The organism is Aquimarina sp. BL5, from assembly GCF_003443675.1.
Classification (GTDB): Bacteria; Bacteroidota; Bacteroidia; order Flavobacteriales; family Flavobacteriaceae; genus Aquimarina.
This window is the reverse complement of the sequence record NZ_CP031963.1, coordinates 1,335,331-1,360,025: the sequence shown is the minus strand read 5'-3', so window position 1 is coordinate 1,360,025 and position 24,695 is coordinate 1,335,331. Positions and strand designations below refer to the sequence as shown.

At 32.0% G+C, this 24,695-nt stretch carries 19 protein-coding genes; 7 read left to right on the top strand and 12 right to left on the bottom strand.

Translation table 11 applies throughout. From position 1 onward, the window contains the following. Positions 1-35: 35 nt before the first annotated feature. The 5 genes from D1818_RS05890 to D1818_RS05870 are packed head-to-tail and all read right to left on the bottom strand — an operon-like array spanning position 36 to position 7,172. Positions 36-2,420, bottom strand: a complete 2,385-nt coding sequence (locus D1818_RS05890) for an ABC transporter permease (RefSeq protein ID WP_118456931.1) — start codon at positions 2,418-2,420, stop codon at positions 36-38. A 56-nt stretch (positions 2,421-2,476) separates the two neighbouring features. Next, the gene (locus tag D1818_RS05885) at positions 2,477-4,876 is read right to left on the bottom strand and encodes an ABC transporter permease (protein WP_118456929.1); all 2,400 of its coding nucleotides are present in this window, start codon (positions 4,874-4,876) and stop codon (positions 2,477-2,479) included. A gap of 59 nt (positions 4,877-4,935) precedes the next feature. Beyond that, positions 4,936-5,613 carry an ABC transporter ATP-binding protein gene (locus D1818_RS05880; protein ID WP_108805674.1) on the bottom strand — a complete coding sequence of 226 codons (678 nt, stop codon included), beginning with the start codon at positions 5,611-5,613 and terminating at the stop codon, positions 4,936-4,938. Between the two features lie 29 nt (positions 5,614-5,642). Then, on the bottom strand, positions 5,643-6,893 hold the full coding sequence (locus D1818_RS05875) for an efflux RND transporter periplasmic adaptor subunit (protein WP_118456927.1): 1,251 nt from the start codon (positions 6,891-6,893) through the stop codon (positions 5,643-5,645). Between the two features lie 36 nt (positions 6,894-6,929). Next, entirely contained in the window at positions 6,930-7,172 is a 243-nt protein-coding gene (locus D1818_RS05870) for a hypothetical protein (protein WP_118456925.1), read from the bottom strand. Between the two features lie 233 nt (positions 7,173-7,405). Between D1818_RS05870 and D1818_RS05865 the strand changes: the two genes are divergently transcribed. The 4 genes from D1818_RS05865 to D1818_RS05850 all read left to right on the top strand — a co-directional run bounded on the left by D1818_RS05865 (position 7,406) and on the right by D1818_RS05850 (position 12,421). Next, a complete protein-coding gene (locus D1818_RS05865) occupies positions 7,406-8,752 on the top strand; it encodes a sigma-54 dependent transcriptional regulator (protein ID WP_118463530.1) in 1,347 nt (448 codons plus the stop codon). After that, a complete protein-coding gene (locus D1818_RS05860) occupies positions 8,742-10,085 on the top strand; it encodes a PAS domain-containing sensor histidine kinase (RefSeq protein ID WP_118456923.1) in 1,344 nt (447 codons plus the stop codon). The genes D1818_RS05865 and D1818_RS05860 overlap by 11 nt, the downstream gene beginning before the upstream one ends. Positions 10,086-10,322: 237 nt before the next feature. After that, on the top strand, positions 10,323-11,714 hold the full coding sequence (locus D1818_RS05855) for a hypothetical protein (RefSeq protein WP_120752431.1): 1,392 nt from the start codon (positions 10,323-10,325) through the stop codon (positions 11,712-11,714). A 110-nt stretch (positions 11,715-11,824) separates the two neighbouring features. After that, positions 11,825-12,421, top strand: a complete 597-nt coding sequence (locus D1818_RS05850) for a hypothetical protein (RefSeq protein WP_118456919.1) — start codon at positions 11,825-11,827, stop codon at positions 12,419-12,421. A 241-nt stretch (positions 12,422-12,662) separates the two neighbouring features. On the opposite strand, the gene D1818_RS05845 is transcribed toward D1818_RS05850, so the two are convergent. Then, on the bottom strand, positions 12,663-14,678 hold the full coding sequence (locus tag D1818_RS05845) for a sensor histidine kinase (protein WP_118456917.1): 2,016 nt from the start codon (positions 14,676-14,678) through the stop codon (positions 12,663-12,665). A 144-nt stretch (positions 14,679-14,822) separates the two neighbouring features. On the opposite strand from D1818_RS05845, the gene D1818_RS05840 reads away from it, so the two are divergent. Continuing rightward, the gene (locus D1818_RS05840) at positions 14,823-15,683 is read left to right on the top strand and encodes a hypothetical protein (protein WP_118456915.1); all 861 of its coding nucleotides are present in this window, start codon (positions 14,823-14,825) and stop codon (positions 15,681-15,683) included. A 13-nt stretch (positions 15,684-15,696) separates the two neighbouring features. Next, on the top strand, positions 15,697-17,934 hold the full coding sequence (locus D1818_RS05835) for an FAD/NAD(P)-binding protein (RefSeq protein ID WP_118456913.1): 2,238 nt from the start codon (positions 15,697-15,699) through the stop codon (positions 17,932-17,934). A gap of 574 nt (positions 17,935-18,508) precedes the next feature. Here D1818_RS05835 and D1818_RS05825 read toward each other — a convergent pair. Genes D1818_RS05825 through D1818_RS05815 form a run of 3 tightly spaced genes read right to left on the bottom strand, consistent with a single transcriptional unit; the run spans position 18,509 to position 20,113 of the window. After that, a complete protein-coding gene (locus D1818_RS05825; protein ID WP_118456909.1) occupies positions 18,509-19,006 on the bottom strand; it encodes a hypothetical protein in 498 nt (165 codons plus the stop codon). A gap of 44 nt (positions 19,007-19,050) precedes the next feature. Continuing rightward, complete coding sequence (locus tag D1818_RS05820; RefSeq protein ID WP_118456906.1) at positions 19,051-19,305, bottom strand: hypothetical protein; 255 nt, start codon at positions 19,303-19,305, stop codon at positions 19,051-19,053. 16 nt (positions 19,306-19,321) lie between these two features. Next, the gene (locus D1818_RS05815; RefSeq protein WP_118456904.1) at positions 19,322-20,113 is read right to left on the bottom strand and encodes an HNH endonuclease; all 792 of its coding nucleotides are present in this window, start codon (positions 20,111-20,113) and stop codon (positions 19,322-19,324) included. A 105-nt stretch (positions 20,114-20,218) separates the two neighbouring features. Between D1818_RS05815 and D1818_RS05810 the strand changes: the two genes are divergently transcribed. Beyond that, complete coding sequence (locus tag D1818_RS05810) at positions 20,219-20,779, top strand: hypothetical protein (protein ID WP_120752649.1); 561 nt, start codon at positions 20,219-20,221, stop codon at positions 20,777-20,779. 282 nt (positions 20,780-21,061) lie between these two features. Here the strand turns inward: D1818_RS05810 and D1818_RS05800 are convergent, their stop codons facing one another. The 3 genes from D1818_RS05800 to mnmE all read right to left on the bottom strand — a co-directional run bounded on the left by D1818_RS05800 (position 21,062) and on the right by mnmE (position 24,439). Continuing rightward, positions 21,062-22,201 (bottom strand): hypothetical protein, encoded by a 1,140-nt coding sequence (locus D1818_RS05800; RefSeq protein WP_118456898.1) that lies wholly within the window; start codon positions 22,199-22,201, stop codon positions 21,062-21,064. A 5-nt stretch (positions 22,202-22,206) separates the two neighbouring features. Next, positions 22,207-22,905, bottom strand: coding sequence for a type VI secretion system tube protein TssD (gene tssD / locus D1818_RS05795; RefSeq protein WP_120752460.1), 699 nt, complete (start codon positions 22,903-22,905; stop codon positions 22,207-22,209). Between the two features lie 142 nt (positions 22,906-23,047). Further along, positions 23,048-24,439 carry a tRNA uridine-5-carboxymethylaminomethyl(34) synthesis GTPase MnmE gene (mnmE, locus tag D1818_RS05790; protein WP_118463527.1) on the bottom strand — a complete coding sequence of 464 codons (1,392 nt, stop codon included), beginning with the start codon at positions 24,437-24,439 and terminating at the stop codon, positions 23,048-23,050. Positions 24,440-24,695: the final 256 nt, after the last annotated feature.

Sequence of the window (24,695 nt, the reverse complement as noted above, 5' to 3'; positions counted from 1 at the left end):
CCGCCAGAGGCGAAAAGATTGATTTGATTGATGATTTATTCGGTTCTTAAGGAATTTATAGGATTAGCTACAGCCGATTTAATAGCCCGTAATCCTAGTGTAAATGAGGTGATTAATAAAGCTATAAAAGCAGCCAAGCCAAACATCCACCACTTAATTGATATACTATAGGCAAAACCATCCAGCCACGAATTCATCAGATACCACGCAATAGGGAATGCAATAAGGGCAGCAATACCTACTAAAATGACATAATCTTTAGATAATAAGAATACAATTTTAGTCACTCCAGCACCTAATACTTTTCGAACACCAATTTCTTTCACTCTCCTTTTCGCTGAAAAAGAAATGAGTCCAAAAAGCCCTAAACACGAAATAAAAATGGCAAGAATTGCAGTAATATTTACAGATTTAAGAATTCCTTCAATTAATAAATATTGACCGCTGACTTTATCTGTTAATCTAGACTGTATATATCTTTTTCTAGAAGGAATATTCTCAAAAGCAGTAGAAATGATGTTTTCAATACTAGTTTCATGGCCTTCTTGTACTCGGACTGTTAAAAATCTATGTTGCTTTAAGGTTTTACGATCTCTGTAAATATGAACCAATGGTTCAACAGCATTTTGTAAGTCTTGATAGTGAAAATCTTTTACAACACCTACAATAGGTTGTCCTTTCCCATTTCCTCCTTTATAATTCAATGTTTTACCTTTGATCGTTTTCCAGCCAAATGCTTTTAAAGCGGACTCATTTATAATGACCGGGTATTCGTCAGCCTGATCAATATTTTGGTTAAAACTACGCCCTTCTACAATTGGAATTTCTAATGTTTTAAAATAAGACTGGTCTGCATAGGACCTTCGTATCCGCACATCTATATCATTTGTCGGATCGTAATAGTTCGTATAGTTAAAATAATACTCTGATGGTATTGCCTGACTTGTAGAAACACTCTTTACATAAGGATTGGATTCTAATTCGTTTAAAAGTGCATTAAATTTTGATTGTGCAATATCCAATTTTTTATAATCCAAATCTATATTTCCAACTAAAACGTTATTACGTTCAAAGCCCAAATCAGCATTTTTCATAAAGCCAATCTGTTTATTAAGTATAATTGCAATACTTATACATAAAATAGCAATTGTAAACTGAAGAATAATAAATGAGTTGCGTAATAAGAAGTTACTTTTTACCTGTTGAACCTTCCCTTTAATACCTAATGTAACAGGGATTTTTACAAAGCGAAGACTAGGTAAAATAGAAACCATTAAAGTTGCTAAAATCCCAATCAAAATAATTCCTAAAACTATAGGATAATCTTTAAAAATATCAAAGGAAATTCTACCAAATTCAGGACCAAATGTATCATTTAGCCTTGGAAGGTTTATAGTTAAGAAAAGAAATGCTGATAAAAGGATGGATACAAAAACAAGAATCCCATTTTCTATACAATATTGGATAATAAGCCCTCTTTTATCACTTCCTAATACTTTTCGTACTGCAATTGTTTTAGTGCGTCCTAACATAGTAGAGGTGTTGAGGTTAAGAAAATTAACCAATATGATTAATAGAATAAAAAAGGAAGCAGCAATGGAACTAGTGATGATGATATCCACAATGGGAATAGCATCTGTTCTCATATCTACAAACGGCATTACCGTCATTTTTGCAATCGTATTCGCATCGATACTATTTTCTGACATTAATTGAGTTACATTATTCTTAAGTTGTGTAAGATCACTATTAGGTCTCAACCTAAAATAAGTTGGTGAAAAACTATTCGCCCAATTGTTCTGTGCTATAAAAGAAGGATTTGTTTTAAGTATTGTATTAGGAAGTACCACACCTAATCGAAAAGCAGAATAGGGACTAATCGGTTCAAAAACTCCGGTAACTTTTAAGTTAAGCGTATCTGATCCAACTAAGGTCTTCCCAACTGGATTTATATCTCCAAAAATTTGTTTACTTACTTTATCTGTAAGTACAATAGAATATTTTTCTTTTAAAGCTGTCGTTTTATTCCCGTACTTCAAAGGAATGTCAAATACTTCAAAAAATTCTGGGTCCGCAAAATCGGTTCTATTTTGAAAATCTTTCTCTTCAGATGTTAACCACATATTGTTCCAATTGTGTAAATGTGTTCCTGCAATTACGTCTGGCGAACTATTCAATACACGATCTAACAATGGATACGGTACATGAGAATAATCATTACCATCTGTTAAAACAGTTTTTATATAAACAATATTCTCTTTATCAGATATATGATTATCGGCAGTGTAGTAGGCATATACTGAGAATAACAATGTTAGAACACTGGAAATCCCTACACTCAAACCAATGAGATTTAAAAGGGAAAGGGTTTTGTTTTTTAGTAGATTTCTTATTGATATTTTAAAATAATTCTTTATCATGATTGTATTTTTACCGTTCGTTTTTTGATCCGCCAGAGGCGGACAGGTTGATTTGTTTATTCTGTTCGTAATGAATCTACAGGATTGGCTGTAACGGATTTGATGGCCTGCACGCTAATTGTAATAATCGTTATGATCAATGCTCCAGAACCAGCGATTAGAAATATGTTCCAGGAGATGTCGGTTCTATAAGAGAATTTTTGCAGCCATTGACTCATAAAATAATAAGCTATTGGCGCTGATATAAATAGTGCAATAATTACTAGTTTGATAAAGTCTTTAGAAAGTAGTATCCATAGATTAGCAAGAGAAGCTCCAAGAATTTTTCGCACTCCTATTTCTTTAGTTCGTTGTTCTGCTACAAAAGATGCAAGACCAAATAAACCTAAAAGACTTATAAAAATAGCTAGCATGGTAAACACCTTCGCTAAACTAGCAATACGTTCTTCTGCTCTGAATTTTTTGGCATATTCCTGATCCACAAATTGATAATCAAATGGAAGGTTTGGGAAATTCTTTTTAAAAGTTTCTTCTACCAATACCAAACTACTGCTTACACTTTTCGCAGGGTGTAACCGCAGATTATAAAAACTTGCATTCTGATTTTTGTCAAATACATACATCGCTTGTTTTACAGGACTATAAGGAGATTGAACAATCATATCTTTGATTACTCCGATAATTTTAAGTGGATCATTAGGATCTTCGGTGTCAGAATCTCTAATGTATTTACCTATTGGATCCTTCAATCCCATATATTTAACTGCAGTTTCATTAAGAATTACCGCATTAGAATCAGAGGCAAATTCTCTGGAAAAACCTCTACCGGCAATTATTTCGATATCTAATGTTTTAGTAAATTCATAAGATACTTCTGTGTACGCTAAATCTTCCTGAAAACCTTCTGGTTTTCCATCCCATGTATACCCACTTCTGTTTGACCAAACATTTGTAGTAGGACTACTAGTCGTCGCCATTTCTATCGCAGCACCAGAGGCTATGAATTGGTTGCGCATAAGATCAGCTTTACCGATAAATTCATCGCTCATTACTGGGATTTGTATCAATCCTTCTTTATTATATCCTACAGGCCTGTCTTTACTATGTTGTATTTGATTCATTACTACGAGTGTACCTATGATAAGAGCGATAGATACTGTAAACTGTGTCACTACCAATATTTTTCTGGGAACTGCTGCAAAACGACCTGCTTTAAAAGTTCCCTTTAAAACCGAAACAGGATTGAAAGAAGATAAATACAGTGCAGGATAGCTACCCGCCAGAAACGAAGTTAAAATGATAAATACTAGAGACACACTCCAAAACTGAAGACTTAACCATGGAAAAACAATTTCTTTACTAGCTAAATTATTAAAGGCGTTTAAGAATAATAAAACAATAACAAGTGCTACAACAAAAGAGAAAACAACAACCAGAAAAGATTCGCTTAAAAATTGAAAAACGAGTTGCCCTCTTTTAGAACCTATAGATTTTCTTATACCAACTTCTGTAGCACGTTTTTCTGAACGAGCAGTGCTTAAATTTACAAAGTTAATACAGGCTAATAGTAATACGAATAAGCCAATAATACCAAATAACCATACATTTTCGATACGTCCACCTGTTTGAACACCATTTTCGAAATTAGAACGCAGATGCCAGTCTTTCATCGGTAATAAAAACAACTGAGGATTAAATTCTGCTGTTTCTTCATTGGCTTTTTTCTTGGCATCTTTTATTTTAGCCGTAACAATATCCATAGTAGTATTGTCATTGATCTGTACAAAAAGCTGAAACGAATTGTTTCCCCAAGCATCAACAGCTCTTGTTAACCATTCTTGAGTGGTGATATAATGTTTCCACGGAATAATATACTCTGTATCTTCGAAAGCGTTATTAACAGGTATGTCTTCATAAACAGCGGTTACTATTAAATCATCTGTGTTATTTACTTTTATGATCTTACCAAGCGGGTTTTCTTTAGCGAATAGTGTTTCTGCAGTGGATTTAGAAAGCATGATTGAATTCTTTTCTTTTAATCCATATTTTTCACCTTGAAGAATTTTTAGGTTTAATACATCTGGAGCAGGTTCTTGCATAAAATTACCCTCTCTATAAATGCTTTTTTCACCATATCTTAAATATCGGGGTTGCGTCCAGGAAGACATCATTATATACTTAAAATTATCATTGTATTTTTCTCGTAATTCGAACTCCAGAGGTCTTGGAATTGCAGGTCCTGTACCTATTTTACCATTAAATGTCTGACTTTGAAAAACTTGTGCAATGGTTGCTTTGTTTTCAAAATAATTATTATAACTAAGTTCATCTGTGATCCATAATCCTATCATTATAGTTACAGCCATACCAAGAGCAAGACCAGAAATATTAATAAAAGAATAGATTCTATTTTTAAGAAGGTTTCTAAATGCTATTTTGATGTAATTCCTAAACATAATTATTGATTTGCTGATTCGATTTTGATTGATTATTGATTGATGAATGACCTTTGCGATTACGTCAATATATTTTCTGTAACTTTTTGTCCGTCTAGCATTCTGATAATGCGATGGCTGTATTTAGCATCGTGTTCACTATGTGTTACCATAATGATAGTAGTTCCTGCTTCGTTAAGTTCGATTAATAAATCCATCACTTCGTTACCATTAGTACTATCTAAATTTCCTGTTGGTTCATCTGCTAGAATAAGCTTGGGATTATTAACTACAGCTCTAGCTACTGCTACACGTTGTTGTTGTCCTCCAGATAATTGCTGTGGAAAGTGGTTACGTCTATGCATGATTTGCATTTTTTCTAAAACCTCTTCTACACGTTTTTTTCGTTCTGCTGGTTTAACACCTGTATAGATTAATGGAAGTTCTACATTTTCAAAAACTGTAAGTTCATCAATCAGGTTAAAGCTTTGAAAAACAAAACCTACATTATGTTTTCGAAGATCCGAACGTTTACGCTCATTATATCCAGCTACTTCTTGACCATTAAATTTGAAACTTCCTCCATCAGGGTCATCTAATAATCCTAGAATATTAAGTAGGGTTGATTTACCACATCCTGATGGTCCCATGATGGCAACAAATTCCCCTTCTTTTACATTAAAAGATAGTTTGTTTAGTGCTATGGTCTGTACTTCTTCAGTTCTGTAAAACTTTTCTAAGTCCGTAATTTGTATCATTTTATTCGTTTTTTTTAATTGACTTCTTTTTACTTTAATATTAATTCTTCAGTATCTCCAAAACTGTCATAACTAGATGTTACTACTTGATCACCAGGAAGTAATCCTTCGATAACTTCATAATACTCGGTATTTTGACTTCCTAAACGGATGTTTACTTTATACGCACTGCTTCCGCCTTCACTGATCTTAAAAATCCAATTACCACCAGTTTTCTGAAAAAATCCACCTTTAGGAATAAGTAGTGCTTGCTTTTCTGCACTTAAAGCTACTCGGATTTGTAGGTTTTGTCCTCTACGAATTCCTTCTGGCACATCACTTTCGAATTGCATATCTACCTGAAAACGTCCATTAGTAACTTGAGTAAATACTTTTTTGATGATTAACGTATAGGTCTTATCATTAAAAGTAAAGGTTCCCTTTTGTCCATTATAAATTCTGGAAATATAGTGTTCGTCAATATCTACACGAACTTTAAACCCACTTAAAACATCAATTTGCCCTAATCGTTCTCCTTTGTTTTTCGATTGTCCGATTTCTGCATCTAATGAGGTTAACTGGCCATCTACGGGAGCACGAACAACAAGGTCCCCAACTTTTTTACGCATTAATTCTAATGCACTTTGTGTTCTTGCATATGAACTTTGAGCTTGACTCAGTTCTTGTTTAGTAGCAGAAGAATCCTGACTCAATACCTGTTTAGCCAGTTGCATACGTTGTTTTTGATAATTGTAGTCATTTTCAGAAGATTGATATTCCTGACGACCAACCGCACCTTTATCGTATAATTTTTTATTTAGTTGATAAAGACGTTTAGCTTCAATAAGACTATTTTCTACATCTGTGAATTGATTTCGTCTATTAATAGTATTTTGTCGAGCGGCATTTTGAGAGATTTGCATTTGCGTTAACAAGTTGTATACTGATGTTTCTTGATTGATTAGACTTAATTCCAGATCGGTATTCGATAATCTTAAAATTGGTTCGCCTTTTTTCATAATAGCACCATCTTCTACAAATTTTTCTTCTACTCTACCACCTTCTAGAGCATCCAGATAAATCGTAGTGATGGGTAGCACAATTCCATTTACCGGAATATTTTCCTGAAACACATCTTTTTTAATGGTATTTATGGCAATACGCTCTTTTTCTACGTTTAATTTAGAACCCCCAGAGGACTGTATGAATACAAAGAGTATCAATGCTAATATTGCTAAACCTCCTATCGACATTGCGATACGTGATTTTGAAAATTTCTTTTTTTGAATTGGAACGTCCATGTTTGGTCTTTTGATTATTGATGCTAATTAGTTGATTTAGTTGGTTTTGTTTTTAGAACTTGTAAATCTGAATCCGTTATTATACAGTAAATTGTTTTGATTAATGGTGACTGTAGAAAAACTTATAAGCTCAACTTCTTTATTCAAATTTTTTAGAATTGTAATTGAGGAGTCTTTAGCTATGGAATCTTCTTTTTTTATTGGATTTGATTCCTTAGTGTCCTGTCCATAAAAAAAGGTTACTAGAGTTATTATTAGAATTGAAATTAATTTGCTCATTTTATTATGAATTATCTCGTTATACTTTTAATCTTATTTTGTACATCAATTACATAGTCAAGATAGTGCCAAAAACATAAGTAACTGTTTTTCAGTAATTAATGTTTTTTTATGGAAATAAAAGTGTACGGTTTCGATACACTTTGTGTTCGAAAACGGTACATTTAAAGATCTTGAATATTTTGTTTTTCTTATTTTTAAATGCTGAATATAAATATTGTAATATTGTATCAATGGTATTAAAGGAAGCTACGATATTGGTTATAGATGACGATGTAGATGTATTAACTGCACTGCGTCTTTTATTAAAACCTTTGGTAAGAGAGGTTGTTATAGAAAAGAATCCCAGCAATATAGGTGCCCAAATAGAGCAGAAAAAATTCGATATTATTATTCTTGATATGAATTTTAATGGTCTGGTTAATACGGGTAACGAAGGGATTTTTTGGTTAAATAAGATTAAGGAAAAAAAACCTGGAACTGATGTTATTTTGATTACTGCCTATGCGGATATTGATTTAGCAATTCGTGCATTAAAAGAAGGAGCCTCTGATTTCTTAGTCAAGCCCTGGAAGAATGAAAAAATCATAAACACGATTACTACCTTATTACAATCTAAAAAATCTAAAGATTCAAAAGATAATATTGCTCAACCGGGAACGAATGCAATTATAGGAGAAAGTGAAGCGATTAAGGATGTGTTCTTAAAACTTAAAAAAGTAGCTCCTACTGATGCTAATGTCTTAATTCTAGGAGAGAATGGTACCGGAAAAGATTTAATAGCCAGAGCACTACACGATAATTCTAATAGAAAGGATAAGCCTTTTGTAAAAGTAGATGTGGGAGCATTGACTTCATCACTCTTTGAGAGTGAATTGTTTGGTTATAAAAAAGGAGCTTTTACAGATGCTAAAGAAGATAGAGTAGGGCGATTTGAAGCTGCTAACGGAGGAACTTTGTTTTTAGATGAAATAGGTAATATTACTTTAGGACAGCAGGTACGTTTATTAACAGTTTTACAAAACAGATTGGTTACTCCATTAGGATGTAATGAAGCAATTTCTATTGATATTAGATTGATTTGTGCAACCAATATTGAGCCGCAAGTTTTGGCAGATGAACAAAAATTTAGAAAGGACTTAATATATCGGATTAATACGGTAGATATAATGATGCCTCCCTTACGAGATCGAGGAACAGATATCACGCTGCTAGCAAAGCATTTTATTAATATTTATGCAGATAAATATAATAAAAGCGCGTTTACATTAGATTCTGGATTCATTTCTAAACTAAAAAAACACGATTTTCCGGGGAATGTAAGAGAACTACAATATGTTTTAGAACGTGCCGTAATTATGACCGATGGTAATGTATTAAAACCTGAAGATTTAGTTTTTTCTTCTATAGAAAGACAAACCAATAAGACTTCTGCCACAACAATGAATTTAGATAGCATAGAAAAAAATGCAATTCTTACCGTTTTAGAAAAGAATAGAGGAAATGTTTCGAAATCTGCAAAAGAATTAGGAATTACTAGAGCAGCATTATACCGAAGGTTAGATAAGTATGAACTATAACGGTTACATTTTTAGACTATTCATAAGGATTCTAATTTTGGTTTCCCTGATACTAGGTTTGGTATATTCCATTGATAGAGGCTATACTAGTATTGCTTCAGGTATCACTTTTATAATTTTGTATGTTGGGTACACCACTTATAATTTTGTCAGACGTCGTTTTGTTGTTATGGATGATTTTTTTGAAGCGGTTAAGTATCGAGATTTTTCCAGATGGTTCCCGGAAGATAGAGGACCTAAGGATATAAGATTTCTTTATAAAGGTTTTAATGAAGTCAATCGTACTATCAAAGATATCAACTCTCAGAACGAGGCGCAATATGTGTACCTTCAGAAGATACTAGAGATGGTAGATATTGGTATTATTGCTTATAATCTGGAAACTGGAGATGTGTTATGGTCCAATGATTCATTTAGGGAGACATTAGATTTTCCTGCATTTAAGAATATTCGTTTTGTAGAAAAAAGAAAACCCGATTTGTATGATGCCGTTTTTGAAACCTATCATAAAGAGCCGAACTCGATTTCCATAGCTGTTCAAAATGAAAAGATAAAAGTATTAATTTCTGATACAGTCTTTCAGGTTAAAGATGATCCGTTTAAGCTCATCGTTTTACAAAATATTGATGATACACTAAACAAAAATGAATCCGAAGCTTGGAAAAAACTATTAAGCGTAATGACTCATGAAATCATGAATTCTATTGCACCAATTTCCTCTCTGGCAGATACATTACAATCACATTTGCAGCTTACTTTGGACAATCCTAATGAGTATCCGCTGGAGTTAGACGACTTAAATGCAGGCGTAAAAACTATAAAAAATAGGAGTGAAGGTTTACTAAAGTTTGCTAAAACATATCGCAGTCTTAACAAAGTAACACATTTAAATCTGGAGAAAAAGAAGATTACTGAGCTGTTTGATAATATACAATCGCTAATGCAACCTTCTTTGGATGTAAAAAATATTACTATTGACTTTAAGGTAGTACCTCCAAAATTAGAATTGAATATTGATAGCTATTTAATCGAACAGGTTTTGATTAATCTAATCTTAAATGCGGTAGACGCTTGTAAACATAAACCTAATCCAGAAATACGCGTAATTGCAGAACAAAAACCGAATAGAAATATTGTAATTAAAGTATACGATAATGGTTCTGGAATTCCACAGGATATTATGGAGAGTATTTTTATTCCATTTTTTACCAGTAAAACGACAGGTAGCGGTATTGGTCTTAGTCTTTGTAAACAGATTATGTTACTCCATAAAGGCAAAATTTTGGTAAGTAGTAAAGAAACAGAAGGTACTGTGTTTACATTAGTCTTTTAGAGTGTAAAACTTCAATACATATTTTATTTAAAAATTTTCACCAACTCGAATTCAGAAATATATAGTTCTAAGTTTACCTTAAATAATAAGTTTAAAATATTGATTTATTAGTTGTTACAGCATCAAATAATAGTATTTAATCAAAAATTAGCCAACAAACTTTAAAATAAATAATAAAAAAGAGGGGTAATAATATGATGATTTTAGACACTAATAAGAAATTATAAAATCTAAATAATGAAAAACCTTATTATGAAAGGAGTAATTCTTGGAATATTTTTAATTAGCATTGCGTATACAGCTCAAAGTCAAGATGCAGTAATCGATATTAATTTTGAAGAGGAAACCAAAAGAGTATTGTACCAGTATAAGATAACAGAAAGTGGAGATGTTATTGCTCTTCACGGAATTAGAACCTTATCAAAAGATAAACAAGATGCACGTATCGTAAGATTTTCTAATAATTTTGATACCATCTTCAATAATACAATCGAAAGTAATGCATTTTCTAAATTGATTGTGTCCTCAGATGCTAATTACTTCTTATATCACAGAAATGTGTATGATCGTACAGGAAAAAAGTATAAACCTTATGATTTTAAACGAGAATTCGAAACAGGTAATGTCGATCCTTTTATTAATTTTTTTGCGAGCAAGTATGATGTAAGTATTGGAAACAATAAGAACGAAAAAAAAGGATTTAAAGATAAGTTCATTACTTCACAATTTTATATGTTCACAAGAGATAATGAAACGCTTGAGGATAATGAAGTGAAACTGAATTTCCCGGATTTGCCTTATACGGAAGAAGTAATGTTGGTGGAATATAAAAAACATACAGATGATAGATTCTATTTAGCATATAAAGACTTATCCGAAGATAAAAAAAGGGATAGGTATAATATACTCGCATTTAACTATGATGGAACTTTAACCTATGACAAAAGTTTAGAGTTGACATTAGATAATAATATGTTTTTTAACTCATCAAATAATGGTTCCGGAGGATTTTTGGGAGCAGGTAATTTTATAGATAATCTTAGATATCCTAAAGAAACCATCCAGCAAGCTACTGCAGGAAATGTCTATATAGATACTGATAATGAAGCCTTTTATATGTATGGATTGTATTCTGATAAGGATAATTTTTATCACAATAGACCTAAAGGTTTCTTTCTTTTTAAGTATGATTTTGATGGTAATTTGATCTGGAAAGTACAAAAAGATGTGGAAAATAAAGAATTTATGGATTCTAGAAAAGGGATCGATCTGAAAATAGATCTGTTCAATATGATAACGGATATAGGGGTAGGAATAAATATCGATGGTATGTTATTTACTTTTAAGATTGATCCAGAAAACGGAACAATTGGAGACAGTATTATAGAATATTATTACAGAAAACAAAAGCAAGATTATAATAAGAAATTAATGCTCTCTAGTGATACACAGTTTGCAATGTTGTTTAATGATAAGGTAAAAGAGTATTTAGACGCTAAAAAAGGGATAAAACGTAAAGAGATTATTACAGCAAAGGTTATCGATGGTAAAGGGTTTTACTTAATAGAAAAAGAAGATCATTTTCGTAGAGGAAGAGAAAAAGTAAAGATTGTAAAATTTGATTTTTGATTATTAACAAATATCTTTTATTTCAGTTGCCGATAGATTTTTTAAAATATAACTTTCGAGAGTTGGATTTATAATGGGTATATTTATATACGACCTTAAATATGTGATTTGTGAATAAATATAACCTAAATTATCTTGCTGTAGTAATACTATTACTTTCTTTTGGGTCTTGCCAAAAAGGACTAGAAAAGCCTAGAACAGAAATAGAGGAACGACTTTTTAACCTAGAGCAATCCGGATGGAAATCCAGATCTATTTCCCATTTCTTTTCGGATATCGAATACAATGCGACTCTAGTACCGATTCAGTATTATATTTTAAAGAATGAAGGAAGTCAGGATCTTAATAGTGTTGACTCCATATATCAAGAGTATAAAAATGAAAGAGTTATTGAGGTAAAGTTCCAACAAGAAAAAGAAGATGATCTTTTAAAAGATTTGTATACCAACCGATCGTATGAAGATGCCGTTAAATATATGGCATTTACTATACAAAAAGATTTTAAAGCAGTAACCCAATCTGGGGATACGGTAGCCTGCGCAGGAGTAACGTTTGAGCGTAATTTTAAAGTAGCTCCTTTTAAAAGGTTATTATTAAATTTTGGTGGGATTCCCGAAAATGAAACCATTCAGTTGATCTATGATGATCAATTGTTTGGAAATGGATTAATGAAATTTAATTTTAAAGAAAGACCAATAAAGCTTTAATGAAAAAGTTGATTTATTTATTTTAATGCTATAAAATCAGGTGTTTATGGTTTTCAGGTATTTGTTATTGGGGAATTTACTTCAAACGTACAGGGATGCAAGAACGAATATTAAACCAACTTTATGACAAATTTTAGAGATAGTAAAGGATTGTTCTACCAAAAGTTTGACAGCATAATCAACTCTCAGTTCATTTAGATACTGACTAAATTTATATCTACCTGTTAACTTTAATTCCTCCCTAAATGCCTTTAGATTTAAAAGTGATAATAAATTTGGTTCCGATACCTAATTGACTTTCACAATGAATTTTGCCATTCATAGCTTCTACATATTTTTTTACGATGGATAATCCTAGGCCGATAGATGATTCACCAGCTGTAGGCTGTGCACTTAGTTTTTGAAACCTTCCGAATAACTTCTTCTGATCTTCTTCGCTAATACCAGGTCCATTATCTTCGACTACAACTTTTGTTTTTCCTTTATTCGATTTTACGTGTAATACCACTTTACTTCCTTTTTTAGAAAACTTGAGTGCATTAGAAAGCAAGTTTTCTAAAACCTGAATAAGGTAGTTTTTATCTACTTCGACAGAATGATTGCCTTCTTCAACTTCTGCTAATAGTTTAATATTTTTTTCTGTAGCAGTGAGATGAAAATTCTGGACTATATACGGAACCAGTTCATTCAAACTAATAATCTCATTTATTAACTTGATTTCATTTTTCTCTAACGCATGTGTATCCAATATACGACTTATCATTTGTGTCAAGCGATCTATAGAATTGTTGATTTCATACAAATAAGCTTCCTGGTCCTCAGTTACTACCATAACAGGTATGTCAAGCAACCATATTAATCCTTTCATCTGATGTAGCGGAGTTCTAAGATCATGTGCGACCAAATTGACCAGCATATCTTTTTCTTTATTCAAAATGATAAGAGCTTCGTTTTGGTTAGCTACTTCTGCAGTTCGTTCCTTTACCTTCTCTTCTAAAATTATATTTTGCTCTTGAATCAATCTTTCATTTTCTTTGGCTGATATTAGAGCTTCTAATTGTGCATCTTCTTTTTGTTTTTTGTACATGTTAATCCGATCACCTAGTGCAAAGGAAAGTAGCAATACTTCTAGGGCTGAGCCAATCTGCATCGCATTTAAATAGGACATTACAAAAGTTAGGTTTAATGATTCCAGTATAGCAAAACAGATACCAATAATAAGAGCTCCCCAAGCGAACAAATAATAGATAGCAGGACGAAATCCTTTTAATTTAAATCGAATACCTATAATAAGAAAGTACATTGCCATAATAAGAAGACCACCTTGAGCCAACTTAAGACCTTCTATTTTATACCCTAATAATACAAATAAACATACTAAAAAACCTATAAAAAGAAACACCATGGAACCTTTATGTAAGCGAGTATCGGATTTTTTGGTGTTTAGAAATTTTTGAGTAAATAAAGTAGCCGTTATCATAGTCAATCCAGAACTGACCACTACTAATTGATTAAAAAAAGGTGTATTAGGCCAAAAGTATTCAAAGAAATATCCAAATACAGAAGCCATAAACCAGGTAATACTGAACACATAGGCAATGTAGTAGAGGTATATTCTCTCTCTGGTCGAAAAATATAAAAAGAGGTTATACAGAAAGATTAAGAGCATAAAACCAAAATAGATTCCCTGAAGAAAGTCTAAATCATGCTCATATGCCACAAAGTTAGAAAGTGTTCCTACTCTAAGAAGGAAAAATAAGGGCTGATCACTCTTTACTCTAAGGTAAAAAGTTCTTGTGATATCCTTATCAAAATCAAGAGCAAATAAATAATTACCTACTTCAATTTCTCTAGTATCGAATGGCAAGTCATCACCAGTATGTCTTGTAGAAATTAGTTTATTTTTCTCATCAAGTTCATAAAGAGATATTGAGTCAATGTAAGCCGAACCGACATTCAGAAAAAAATTACCGGGTATTTTCTTAGTAATTTTGAATTTTAGCCAGTAAGCGGAAGCTGTACTAGAAAAATTTATAGTTTCTTGTGAATATGATTTAAACGGTGTTTTTAGGTTATTATTTATGATTTCTTCGATGGATAAACCAAGTGAAGCATCCTCCAGATAATAGGTTTGTTTTCCAATATCTTGCAGTTCTGCGGAATCATCCAAAAGAATTGCTGTCTGACCAAATGAAGTAAGAGTTGACAACCATATAATGGATAAGATCCCTAAATAGTATTTGAAATAAGCCGACATTTTTTATGCTTAATATTTTAAAAAATCATTTTTGCATAATAAGTAAATTTATGAAATATATGAGTAAGATTCCCTAAAAATATTTGTTGTATTTAATATTTTAACTCGTAAATTTAAGAACTATATACAAAACTTTACTACTATATGGACCAACTTAAAATACTTGAAGAAGAGGCCAAAGAAATTGTATTTAGAGTCTCTGATAATCCTCAAGGACGCTATAAACTGCGTTACGAATTTTACCAAAAATATGGAGATCGCTTTATAAAGGGAAACGAAGGATTAGGAAATTCTGAATTAGCATTTATTGACTGGGAAATAAAAAGAGGGACACTTAATCCTACGAATACTCAACAACCGGGGAGTCCTTGGTGGAGAGAAGTAAATAGTCATTTTTTATATTTAGCTACGCTTGCTCAATTGATCAAAGAATCAAGAGAGGAGTTTCAGGATCTGCCGATTCCGGTTAGTTTTTGGCTTGATTATATCAATACACCCAATGAATATTCGTGGTATCGCGCACATAATTCTAGTATCATTTCAGGATATCAAGTAGCCGATTCATTAGCTTATAATGAAACTATATATGAGCAATATTTTATGAATATTGTATTGTATAGATTATTATATGCGCAGTCAATGGTAGAAGGCGTAAGTTTCGGAATCTTAGGTAAAATATTTGCCAATCCTCGGGGATGTGCTGTTTCTATGATAACAGATATAGAAGCCTTTTATCCAAGTCATTATCCATTGTCCAAAGAAGATATTAAGTATGTTACCCATCACGCACATAATCTAATAGGGGTGGTTGAAGACGTTTTTGATAAACTTTTCATAGTACCACATTTAAATGAGTTATATACTGAAGCTGCTACATGGAATAATGCTCCAATAGTGAAGAAGTTTATCAAAAAAAATAAACCTATTTATCCGATTAGTCAGAGTGAGCTCAGTACAGCACATTTCAATAAAAACTTAACAACTAAAAAGATTCCAATTTCTTAAAACCAATAAACCAATGCAAAATAAACAAGAGAACAAAAAGAAAATAGCCATTCTTGGTAGTGGGATGTCGTCATTAACCGCTGCTTATGAACTTAGTTCCTATGAAAACTGGCAAGATCATTATGATATAACCATATATCAAATGGGCTGGAGGTTAGGAGGTAAGACAGCTACAGGAAGAGGTCCAAACGAAAGGATTCAGGAACACGGAATTCATATCGCTCAGGGATGGTATGAAAATGCTTTTCGACTGATTCAGGATTCATATAAAGAATGCGAAAAACATAACCTAATGCCCAATAGTCCTTTTAAATCCTGGGAAGATGGCTTTGATCGAGAAGACACAACATTACTTACTCATTTTGATCCTAAGACAAATCAATGGATTAAAAAGAATATCATTTTTCCATCTAACGATTATATACCCGGTCAAGGTGGGCCATTACCTTTTTCTGCCATTGTTCATAAAGCTGTGGGATTGATTTCCGAAATTTTGTTTGGTACGGATCCAAACAAAGATAGTCTTATGAATATGGCTTCCGAGTCTGCTAAAGAAATTAAATCACCAGAACATCATCCACTTTGGGCAAGTTTCAAATCTAAATTTGAAGGGTTTATAAAAGACAAAGTTTTTAAACACGAAGGTGAAAAATTACTGAATTATGTATCCGAATTAGTTCAGAATTTGACCAGTGAAGATCACGATCATTCACAACGAAAAGATCATCATTCCTTGATTAAAGATTTATTAGATGTACTTTCTAAATGGGTTGCTAAGCTCATTGATTCCATAGCAGATCATAATGAATATTTCTATTGGCTAGCTGTATTTGTAGAATTTGGCCTTGTCAATATGAAAGGTACATTTGAGGATGTATATAACCCAGAAACTCATGAACTAGACTATGAGCGTATTAATGATTTGGATTACCGAGCATGGCTTAAAAACCATGGGGCAAGTGAACGATTACTGAGCTCTGCAATGGTTAGATTTCTGTATACAGGAACATTTCACAACCTAACGGGAGCTGATCAGCAAGGTAGTTTGGCGGCTGGAGTAGGACTTCATTTTCTAACAAATTCTGCAGGTTACAAAGGATCTTTTGTATGGAAGTTCAAAGCCGGAACAGCGGATACTATGATTACTCCAATTTATTTGACACTTAAAAATAGAGGAGTAAACTTTAAGTTCTTTCATAAAGTAGAACAGGTGCACTATTCGGATTCTGGAGAAATAGAAAAGATGTCTATTGCCGAACAGGTTACATTAAAAAATGGCACATATAATCCTACGTATCCTTTCAAAGGCCTAGATGTATGGCCCGGAGAACCTCTTTATGACCAGATTGATGATCAACAAGCTAAAGCGCTTAAGGAAGGTAAATATGATCTGGAAGAAGCTTGGTGTGGCTGGGAAAATGTGGGACAAATTGCTTTAGAAAAAGGGAAAGATTTTGATTATGTCATTTTAGGAATTCCTATTGATGTTTTAGGAGGTGATGAAGGAATTTGTAAGGAGATTATTGCTAATAATACAGCCTGGAATAAAATGTATAATCATGTTAAAAGTATTCCTACCATGTCCATGCAATTGTGGATGAAGCCTACACTAAAAGAATTAGGGATGAGCTTACCTGATTGGGGTTTTCCAGAAGGATCATTACCCAACTTGGTAACCTATGCTGATCCTCAGTATTCATTTATAGATATGTCACAAGTGATGCCGTATGAAGATTGGAAAGATGATAAACCAGGTGTATTAATATACTATACAGGATCATTTCTAGACCCAGAAGTTATACCTCCATATTCGGATCAAGCATATCCTCACGATCAACTAGAACGTATTATGCGTGTTTCTGAACAATGGCTGAAAGATAAAATGGGCTGGTTTTTTCCGAACGCTACTACACTAGAGTATCCAGAAGGAATGAAGTTAGATGTAATTCATGATTTTTCGAAAACTGCCAAAACCGGTTATGGTAGATTAAAAACACAGTTTTTTCGTGCCAATGTAAATCCAACAGACAGGTACACCTTATCACTTCCGGGTTCTAATAAATATCGTCTTAAAGCTAGTGAATCTGGTTTTGATAATCTTATAATTACTGGAGATTGGATCAATTTTGGAGTCAACGTAGGGTATTATGAAGGAGCTATAGTTGCTGGTCTTCAGGCAGGTCAAGTGATGAGAGATAAACTAGGATTACCATCAGAAACGGAGATTTTTAGTGGAGTAAAATTGAAATAGTAAAATATAAAGTTTCACTATTTTGAAATATGGATTAGATAAGAGGGACTCGTTTCCCTCTTATTTTTTGCTAATTGTAATTTTATTTTCCAATACAAAATCTATTTTATCAATAAAATAGGTGTTTTTAATATTTAGAGGTACAAATAAGGTACATTTTGAGTTGTTAAAGTAATTATTAGATAGATAATAAACGCATATCAAATCCAACATATTGATAAGTAAATAGTAAAAATATTTTATAACATTTCGTCTTAAAAAATAATAGATAGATATTTAGGTTCTTTTAATACTGAATTTACTACATTTAATTTAACAATATTTGATATAAAGTATTATGAAATTATTTAAAAAATGGTACATACGATTTTTAATTAGCCTTCTATTATCTGGTATGGTTGCCGAAGTAATTAGTATTTCTATTGGTAAAGAACTGCACCCTATAGTGACATTTGTTTTGATTTTTGTTATTTATTTTGTCTTAAGTATATTTTATGGTCTTCATTTAAGGAAGAAGGATAAAATGGATCAAGAAAATCATTAATTCTTTTATTATTGTAAAATTTAGATAGACTTACTCTTCTTCGTTATTATCTTCTTCACTAATACCATTGTTAATATCTTCTATAATATCAGATAATTGTATTCCGCTTTGGATTAAAATATTAAGGTACTCATAATCAAAGTTAGATTCCTTGTATTTTTCCTCAATGTCAAATAAATAAGTTTCGATGTAACTACCATAATATAAATTAATTATTAGTTTAATTTTTATTACTTGACTGTTGTCGAAGTCAAGGTCACCTAATGTGTTTATAAGCATTGCATATTGATCAATAATATATTGAAACCTTCCTATTATGTTGTCTAGCATGCTTTTTTGTATATCTCCATCTTTTAAATATTCTAATTCTTCTAGATGAAATATGAAAAACCTTAATGCTTTGTCGATTGTTCCATTTTCGACTGTTTTACCAATTTTTTCGTGATCTTTTTTTATGTCATCAAATAATTTAAAAACAAACTGGATATTGCCATCATTTCTTGATTCTTCGATTTGTTTACGTAACAACTCTTGATCCTTTAAGAGTAACTCATATTGATTTTTATTAGCAGTTATTTGAGCTTTAAAAGATGGAGATATACCAAGATAGCAGCTAGAAGGTTTATAAAAGGAGCAGTTATTCCTCCTATAGCATCTCCAATTTCTCCTAATCCAAGAAGGGAATAAGAAAACCACTTTACATTTCTAGTAACTAAAAAAATTATCAAGAATAGAAATATACTAAAACCAATTAAGTAGAAAACCTCTTTTTTATAGTCTTCAAAGAATGCATTCTTTTTATGACCTTCTTCTGTATTTTTTTTCATTAAATTATTTTTAGTTTTAACCCAGTTTCAAAGAAATTGAATATTCAGTACTATTGAGATTAAAGTTTAATATATCAGATGTATGTTGGAATATTTTGAGATCGCCATAGTCAAACTCTTTATGATGATTAGGACATAATAGAATGATGTTATTAGGGAGTTCGTTTCCTCCTAGATGTTTTGGTTTTATGTGAGCAGCTTCGATGTAATATGAGCCGTTTTTCATTTTGATCCTTTTAGAACAGATTTGACACCTGAAATCTCTTAATATTTTGATTTTAGCTATAGTAGCATTATCTCTTTTATAGGTTTTACTATTAATTTTAATGTATTCAGGATTGGTAGGTTTTAGATTTTTTAATTCTTGAGCTAATTGTTGTTTGGTTTTATTTTCGTTATTTAAAATTGTTATAATTTCATCTCGCTCTATTTCATTAAATACATCAGAATTAATTTTATCATATTTCAAAAATATTTCACGCATTGAATGCATTGTTATCTTTTGCAAATTTTCGTAATAGGTGATATGTAATTTTAATGCTTTCAAAGCATTAGATATTCCTCTTTTTCCGTAGTTGAGATGGATGTTTTTTAAATAATAATCCATTGAATACGAATTAAGTGTTCTAGTAAACTTTTCTCCATCTAATAAACGTTTTAGATTGTGAATATAATCCGCCGCACTATTAGAGTTCATACGACCATTTCCAGCAATTTTATCAATTCCTTCTTTTCTAGTAAGTTTACCTTGATAAACATTTACGGCAACTTCATAAGCAACATGTACTAATTCTTTGGTAACTTTCATCTTTAGAGAAATTGGTTATTAGTGTTGATGTTAAAATATGAAAGTTTCCATTAAAAAAGAATTTCTGAAGAATATTTTAGGGAAATTACACCTTTTTAAAACTAAATGAAAATTATAAAAAAAAGATACATATTTATTATACTAATGGCTCTACTTTTTATTTTTAGAGGCTATATCTATCGGGTTTCTGTAAAATACGATGCTATAGAAGAAAGAAAAGGATATACTATTATTAATTCAAAATTGATCAGTTATTTAGACGATTCTACGGTAAGTGACAACCTGCCAAGTATTACATCAATAGTAGATAAATCTAATGAACTCACTAGTGAAAAACTAGAGTTTACCTCATCTAAATGCGATGTAGATCCAAATAAAATAGTGAATACACATAAAACGCAATGTGTGGGGTATGCCTACTTTTATGCATTTACTTGTAACTACCTGATAGAAAAATCTAGATTATCTAATGAATGGAAAGCAAAAGCCTACGTTGGGAAGCTATTTTTTTTAGGTATAGACATACATAAATACTTTGATTCACCTTTCTTTAAAGACCACGATTTCGTTATAGTAGAGAACTCTAATACAGGTGAAAGGGTTTATATTGATCCAACAATCTCTGATTACTTGAGTATTGATAGAGTATCAATTAAATCAAACTAGCCTAGTAAGCCAGATAATACTCCGAAATATAGAAATACCTGATAACATAGAATTATAAAAATACCGAGAATAAAGAAGATAGTTTTATAGGTCTGAGTTTTAAATTTAACGATTGCAAATATTATACTTCCAATAAATTGAACAACGGTAATATTAATAATCATTTTAGATATAGAAAGATATGCAGGGCTATCAGTTGAGATACCCACGAATAGAAAAATAGAAAATAGTATAGCCAAAGCTACAGAAACTAATATGCTGTAAATCCAAAACTTTTTCATATTAATCAAAAGGGTTTAAGTCCATTTTTTTGAATTTGTCTTTTAGTTTTTCTAAAAGCTCACTTGCTTTATCAACCGTAGTTTCTTCTCTTGGAGTAGGGTTAGGGTTGGTTCTGGCTGTAATCATATCCTGCGGTTTTTCAACTACGTGAAGTAATCCATCTATAAAAATAGATGCAACTTCTCTTGATACAGGTTCAAAGTTACCAGAAGCTGCCGTAAATTCGTCTATTTCACCCAAACCTTTTTCTTTCATTCTAATACCTAAATACCAATATGAGAAATCGCTCAATGCCTCCGCACAATATTCAACTACCTCATCTTTATTTTTTAGCTTATTTCCTTCGAATTCCCCATCTAACATTTTTAAAAAGAAAGTGGCTCGTTTATCCCATTTAGTATCAAAGTAATCTTGTAGGGCTTCGTGTATGGTTTCAAAATTGTCCGTAGGATCATCAATTTTCGATTCATTATTGCTATCCATTCCACAAACATAAGAAGCTATATCTCCCTCTAAATTAACCATTGCACCGTAACTACTACCAGATATAGGGAAAAGAGATTTTGCTCTCTTCTTAGGGTTTCTAACGCGATCTAAAGATAGTTTTCCAACTCCACCACCAAGATCACCTACCCAAGTGTTAAGCTCTAAACCTGTACCTCCTTGTGTTGGGATACCAATACTTTTAGCACGCCAACTTCTTCTAGAATCCATACCTATAATCAAATGTCCAAAATCTACAGCTTTGTAAGGTGAATCAAAAATTTCGAAGCTGTTAAATAATGAATTGAATAAGTCTGCTTTGCAGTTTTCAGAGCATTTAAGAGCTTCTCTGGCATCTGCCTCCACATTACTATTTGTATATTCATTAAAGGCAAAATTACGTGCTTTACTTTGTTCTTTGGAATAGTCTAAACTCCATTCAGTTCCATAATAAATACCTCTAATGATACTAATTCTATCACCCATATCGTCATAACCTTTGATGATAAGGTTGTCTTCACTGTGTTTGACAAGAGCAACCAGTTGTGCAAAACTTTTTGCAGGCTTTGACTTCTCACAGCAACAATCTGCTATTTCTATAGAAGTAGTTCCTTCTAAATTTCCATCTATGATTAGCTCAAAAGTATTCTTACCCATTAGTTTTAATTTTGTTGAGGTATTACTTCTAGTTTAATTTTTTCTGTATTACTTCTTATTTGATAATTTTCTAAACGATCGTTCGGAAGTACTTCTCCTTCATATTTAAAATCTTTTGTCTTATCCTTTAAATTAAGAGTAAGCTCTTTACCAGTCATATTTTTGGTCTTTACGACAACATAAACTTGGTCACCAACTTCATATTCAGGCTTTTTGTTTCCTTCTAAATCAGTAATGTAATAGTCTATTACTTTTGGCTCAGTATCTTCATCTTCTCTTTCTATAACAGGTTGTCCTAATAATGCTGGATCAGTTTTGCGCCACCAATGTGATAACATTTCTTGTCCATTAAATAGAATTGTTGCTGGAGATAAACTGAAATACACCATCATAGGGCTAGAGCTATCGTGCTGATAGTGTAACTTATAGTATAAGCAATAGGTATCCAGTAACTCTATAGTGTTACTTTTACTTGTTCCAAACCTAGAAGAAAAAGTGATTTTACAATTTTTCATCATTTGCGAATCGATAGACCACTCAAAAAAAGTAGTGTCGTTGCTACCGTGTATTACAAAATCAAAAGTTCGATTCATAGGCTTACTGGTAGGTCTTCCAGTTTGATCTGCATTTTGAAAGAAACTAAAATAATGTTGTTCTACAATAAACTCATTGTCGTCTACAAAAAGTTTGACTTGAATACTCATAGTTAGCTTGAAATTAATTTGCCAAAAATAGATTAAAAAAAGATAATTTCCCTCTTTTATTTTTTCCTGATTGATACAAGTCAAAGACTTATGATTTTTTAGTTAAACCATAAATAATCTTTCAATCACACTCACTATGAATCTATTTCCCAATACAAAAATTAGCAAAAATATTACCAAGCAAATCATCGGATGTAATTTCACCAGTGATTTCCCCAAAATGATATAATGCCTGACGAATATCAATGGCCATTAAATCTCCAGATATTCCTTGATCAATACCGTATTGTACTTTCTGAATTTCTTCTAAAGCTTTTAATAATGCATCATAATGACGAGAGTTAGTCACTATCGTCTCATCATTTCGTAAGGCTCCGGTATTAACGAATTCCAAGAGTCTGTTTTGTAGTTCTTCTACTCCAATATTTTGTTTCGCAGCTAATAAATGAATATTCTCAATTTCAGATTTTAGATTTTTTATTTCAGAACTGTCTAATCTATCGATTTTGTTAGCAACAACGATTAGGGGTTTCTGAGGATATTTATTTTTAATCTTACCAATTTCAGTTTTTAATTGTTTCAAACTATCAATGGTCAACGCTGAGCTATCAACTAAATAAATAACCACTTGTGCTTGTTCGATCTTTTCGAAAGTCTTTTTGATCCCTATACTTTCTACCACGTCTTTAGTATCTCTGATACCTGCGGTATCAATAAATCGGAAACCAATACCACCAATATTAATTTCATCTTCAATCGTATCTCTTGTGGTTCCGGCTATATCCGAAACAATGGCACGTTCTTCATTCAGTAAAGCATTTAGCAAAGTAGATTTACCTACATTAGGTTCTCCAACAATCGCTACAGGAATTCCATTTTTAATAACATTGCCTACTGCAAAAGAATCTATCAATCGTTTTAGGACTTTGGTAATTCTTGATATTAAATCTTGGAACTGAGTTCTGTTGGCAAATTCTACATCTTCTTCCGCAAAATCTAGTTCTAATTCAATTAAAGATGCAAAATTGAGAAGTTCATCTCGTAGCTTTTTGATTTCGTTGCTAAACCCACCACGCATTTGTTGCATAGCAATCTGATGAGAAGCCTCAGAATCAGAAGCAATCAAATCAGCAACTGCTTCAGCTTGCGAAAGATCTAGTTTTCCATTGATGAAAGCACGTAGCGTAAATTCACCTGCATTAGCAATTCTACATCCTTTACGAAGTAATAATTGAATAATTTCTTGTTGTATATAACTCGATCCGTGACAAGAGATTTCTACCGTTGGTTCACCAGTATACGAATTTGTTCCTTTAAAAAGTGATACTAATACTTCGTCTAAGACACGATCATTGTCCAATATATGACCTAAATGTATTGTATGACTTTTTTGTTTAGTAAGGTCTTTACCTTTAATAGAGCGAAACAGAGGAGCACAGATGCCAATTGCATCGTTTCCGGAAACTCGTATTACGGCAATAGCACCAGCTCCTGCAGGTGTCGCTAAAGCTACTATAGTGTCTTGTGGAATCATACTTTTATAAGTCAAAAACACAAAAATAGACATAATATAAGTCTTGATTTTTAATTTATACTTCAAACTTTTTTTATAGATCGTTTTTCTTCCTTACTTTTATCGATGGAGCAGAAGATTAAAAAAGGAATAAAAGGAAAATAGTATAGAGGTAGTTCAGTAATAACTGAGTTGTCTTTTCATGGAATATATGCTTAAGGCTTAACTAACCTTAACAATTGATTTAGTAACTAAATTTAATTTCTATATACTAAAA

Coding starts and splice junctions, on each gene's coding strand:
- D1818_RS05860 (WP_118456923.1), top strand. CDS start 8,742: ATGAACTATAACGGTTACATTTTTAGACTATTCATAAGGATTCTAATT.
- D1818_RS05870 (WP_118456925.1), bottom strand. CDS start 7,172: ATGAGCAAATTAATTTCAATTCTAATAATAACTCTAGTAACCTTTTTT.
- D1818_RS05875 (WP_118456927.1), bottom strand. CDS start 6,893: ATGGACGTTCCAATTCAAAAAAAGAAATTTTCAAAATCACGTATCGCA.
- D1818_RS05800 (WP_118456898.1), bottom strand. CDS start 22,201: ATGGGTAAGAATACTTTTGAGCTAATCATAGATGGAAATTTAGAAGGA.
- D1818_RS05820 (WP_118456906.1), bottom strand. CDS start 19,305: ATGAAAAAAAATACAGAAGAAGGTCATAAAAAGAATGCATTCTTTGAA.
- D1818_RS05865 (WP_118463530.1), top strand. CDS start 7,406: ATGGTATTAAAGGAAGCTACGATATTGGTTATAGATGACGATGTAGAT.
- D1818_RS05835 (WP_118456913.1), top strand. CDS start 15,697: ATGCAAAATAAACAAGAGAACAAAAAGAAAATAGCCATTCTTGGTAGT.
- D1818_RS05845 (WP_118456917.1), bottom strand. CDS start 14,678: ATGTCGGCTTATTTCAAATACTATTTAGGGATCTTATCCATTATATGG.
- tssD (WP_120752460.1), bottom strand. CDS start 22,905: ATGAGTATTCAAGTCAAACTTTTTGTAGACGACAATGAGTTTATTGTA.
- D1818_RS05880 (WP_108805674.1), bottom strand. CDS start 5,613: ATGATACAAATTACGGACTTAGAAAAGTTTTACAGAACTGAAGAAGTA.
- mnmE (WP_118463527.1), bottom strand. CDS start 24,439: ATGATTCCACAAGACACTATAGTAGCTTTAGCGACACCTGCAGGAGCT.
- D1818_RS05890 (WP_118456931.1), bottom strand. CDS start 2,420: ATGATAAAGAATTATTTTAAAATATCAATAAGAAATCTACTAAAAAAC.
- D1818_RS05885 (WP_118456929.1), bottom strand. CDS start 4,876: ATGTTTAGGAATTACATCAAAATAGCATTTAGAAACCTTCTTAAAAAT.
- D1818_RS05855 (WP_120752431.1), top strand. CDS start 10,323: ATGAAAAACCTTATTATGAAAGGAGTAATTCTTGGAATATTTTTAATT.
- D1818_RS05815 (WP_118456904.1), bottom strand. CDS start 20,113: ATGAAAGTTACCAAAGAATTAGTACATGTTGCTTATGAAGTTGCCGTA.
- D1818_RS05840 (WP_118456915.1), top strand. CDS start 14,823: ATGGACCAACTTAAAATACTTGAAGAAGAGGCCAAAGAAATTGTATTT.
- D1818_RS05810 (WP_120752649.1), top strand. CDS start 20,219: ATGAAAATTATAAAAAAAAGATACATATTTATTATACTAATGGCTCTA.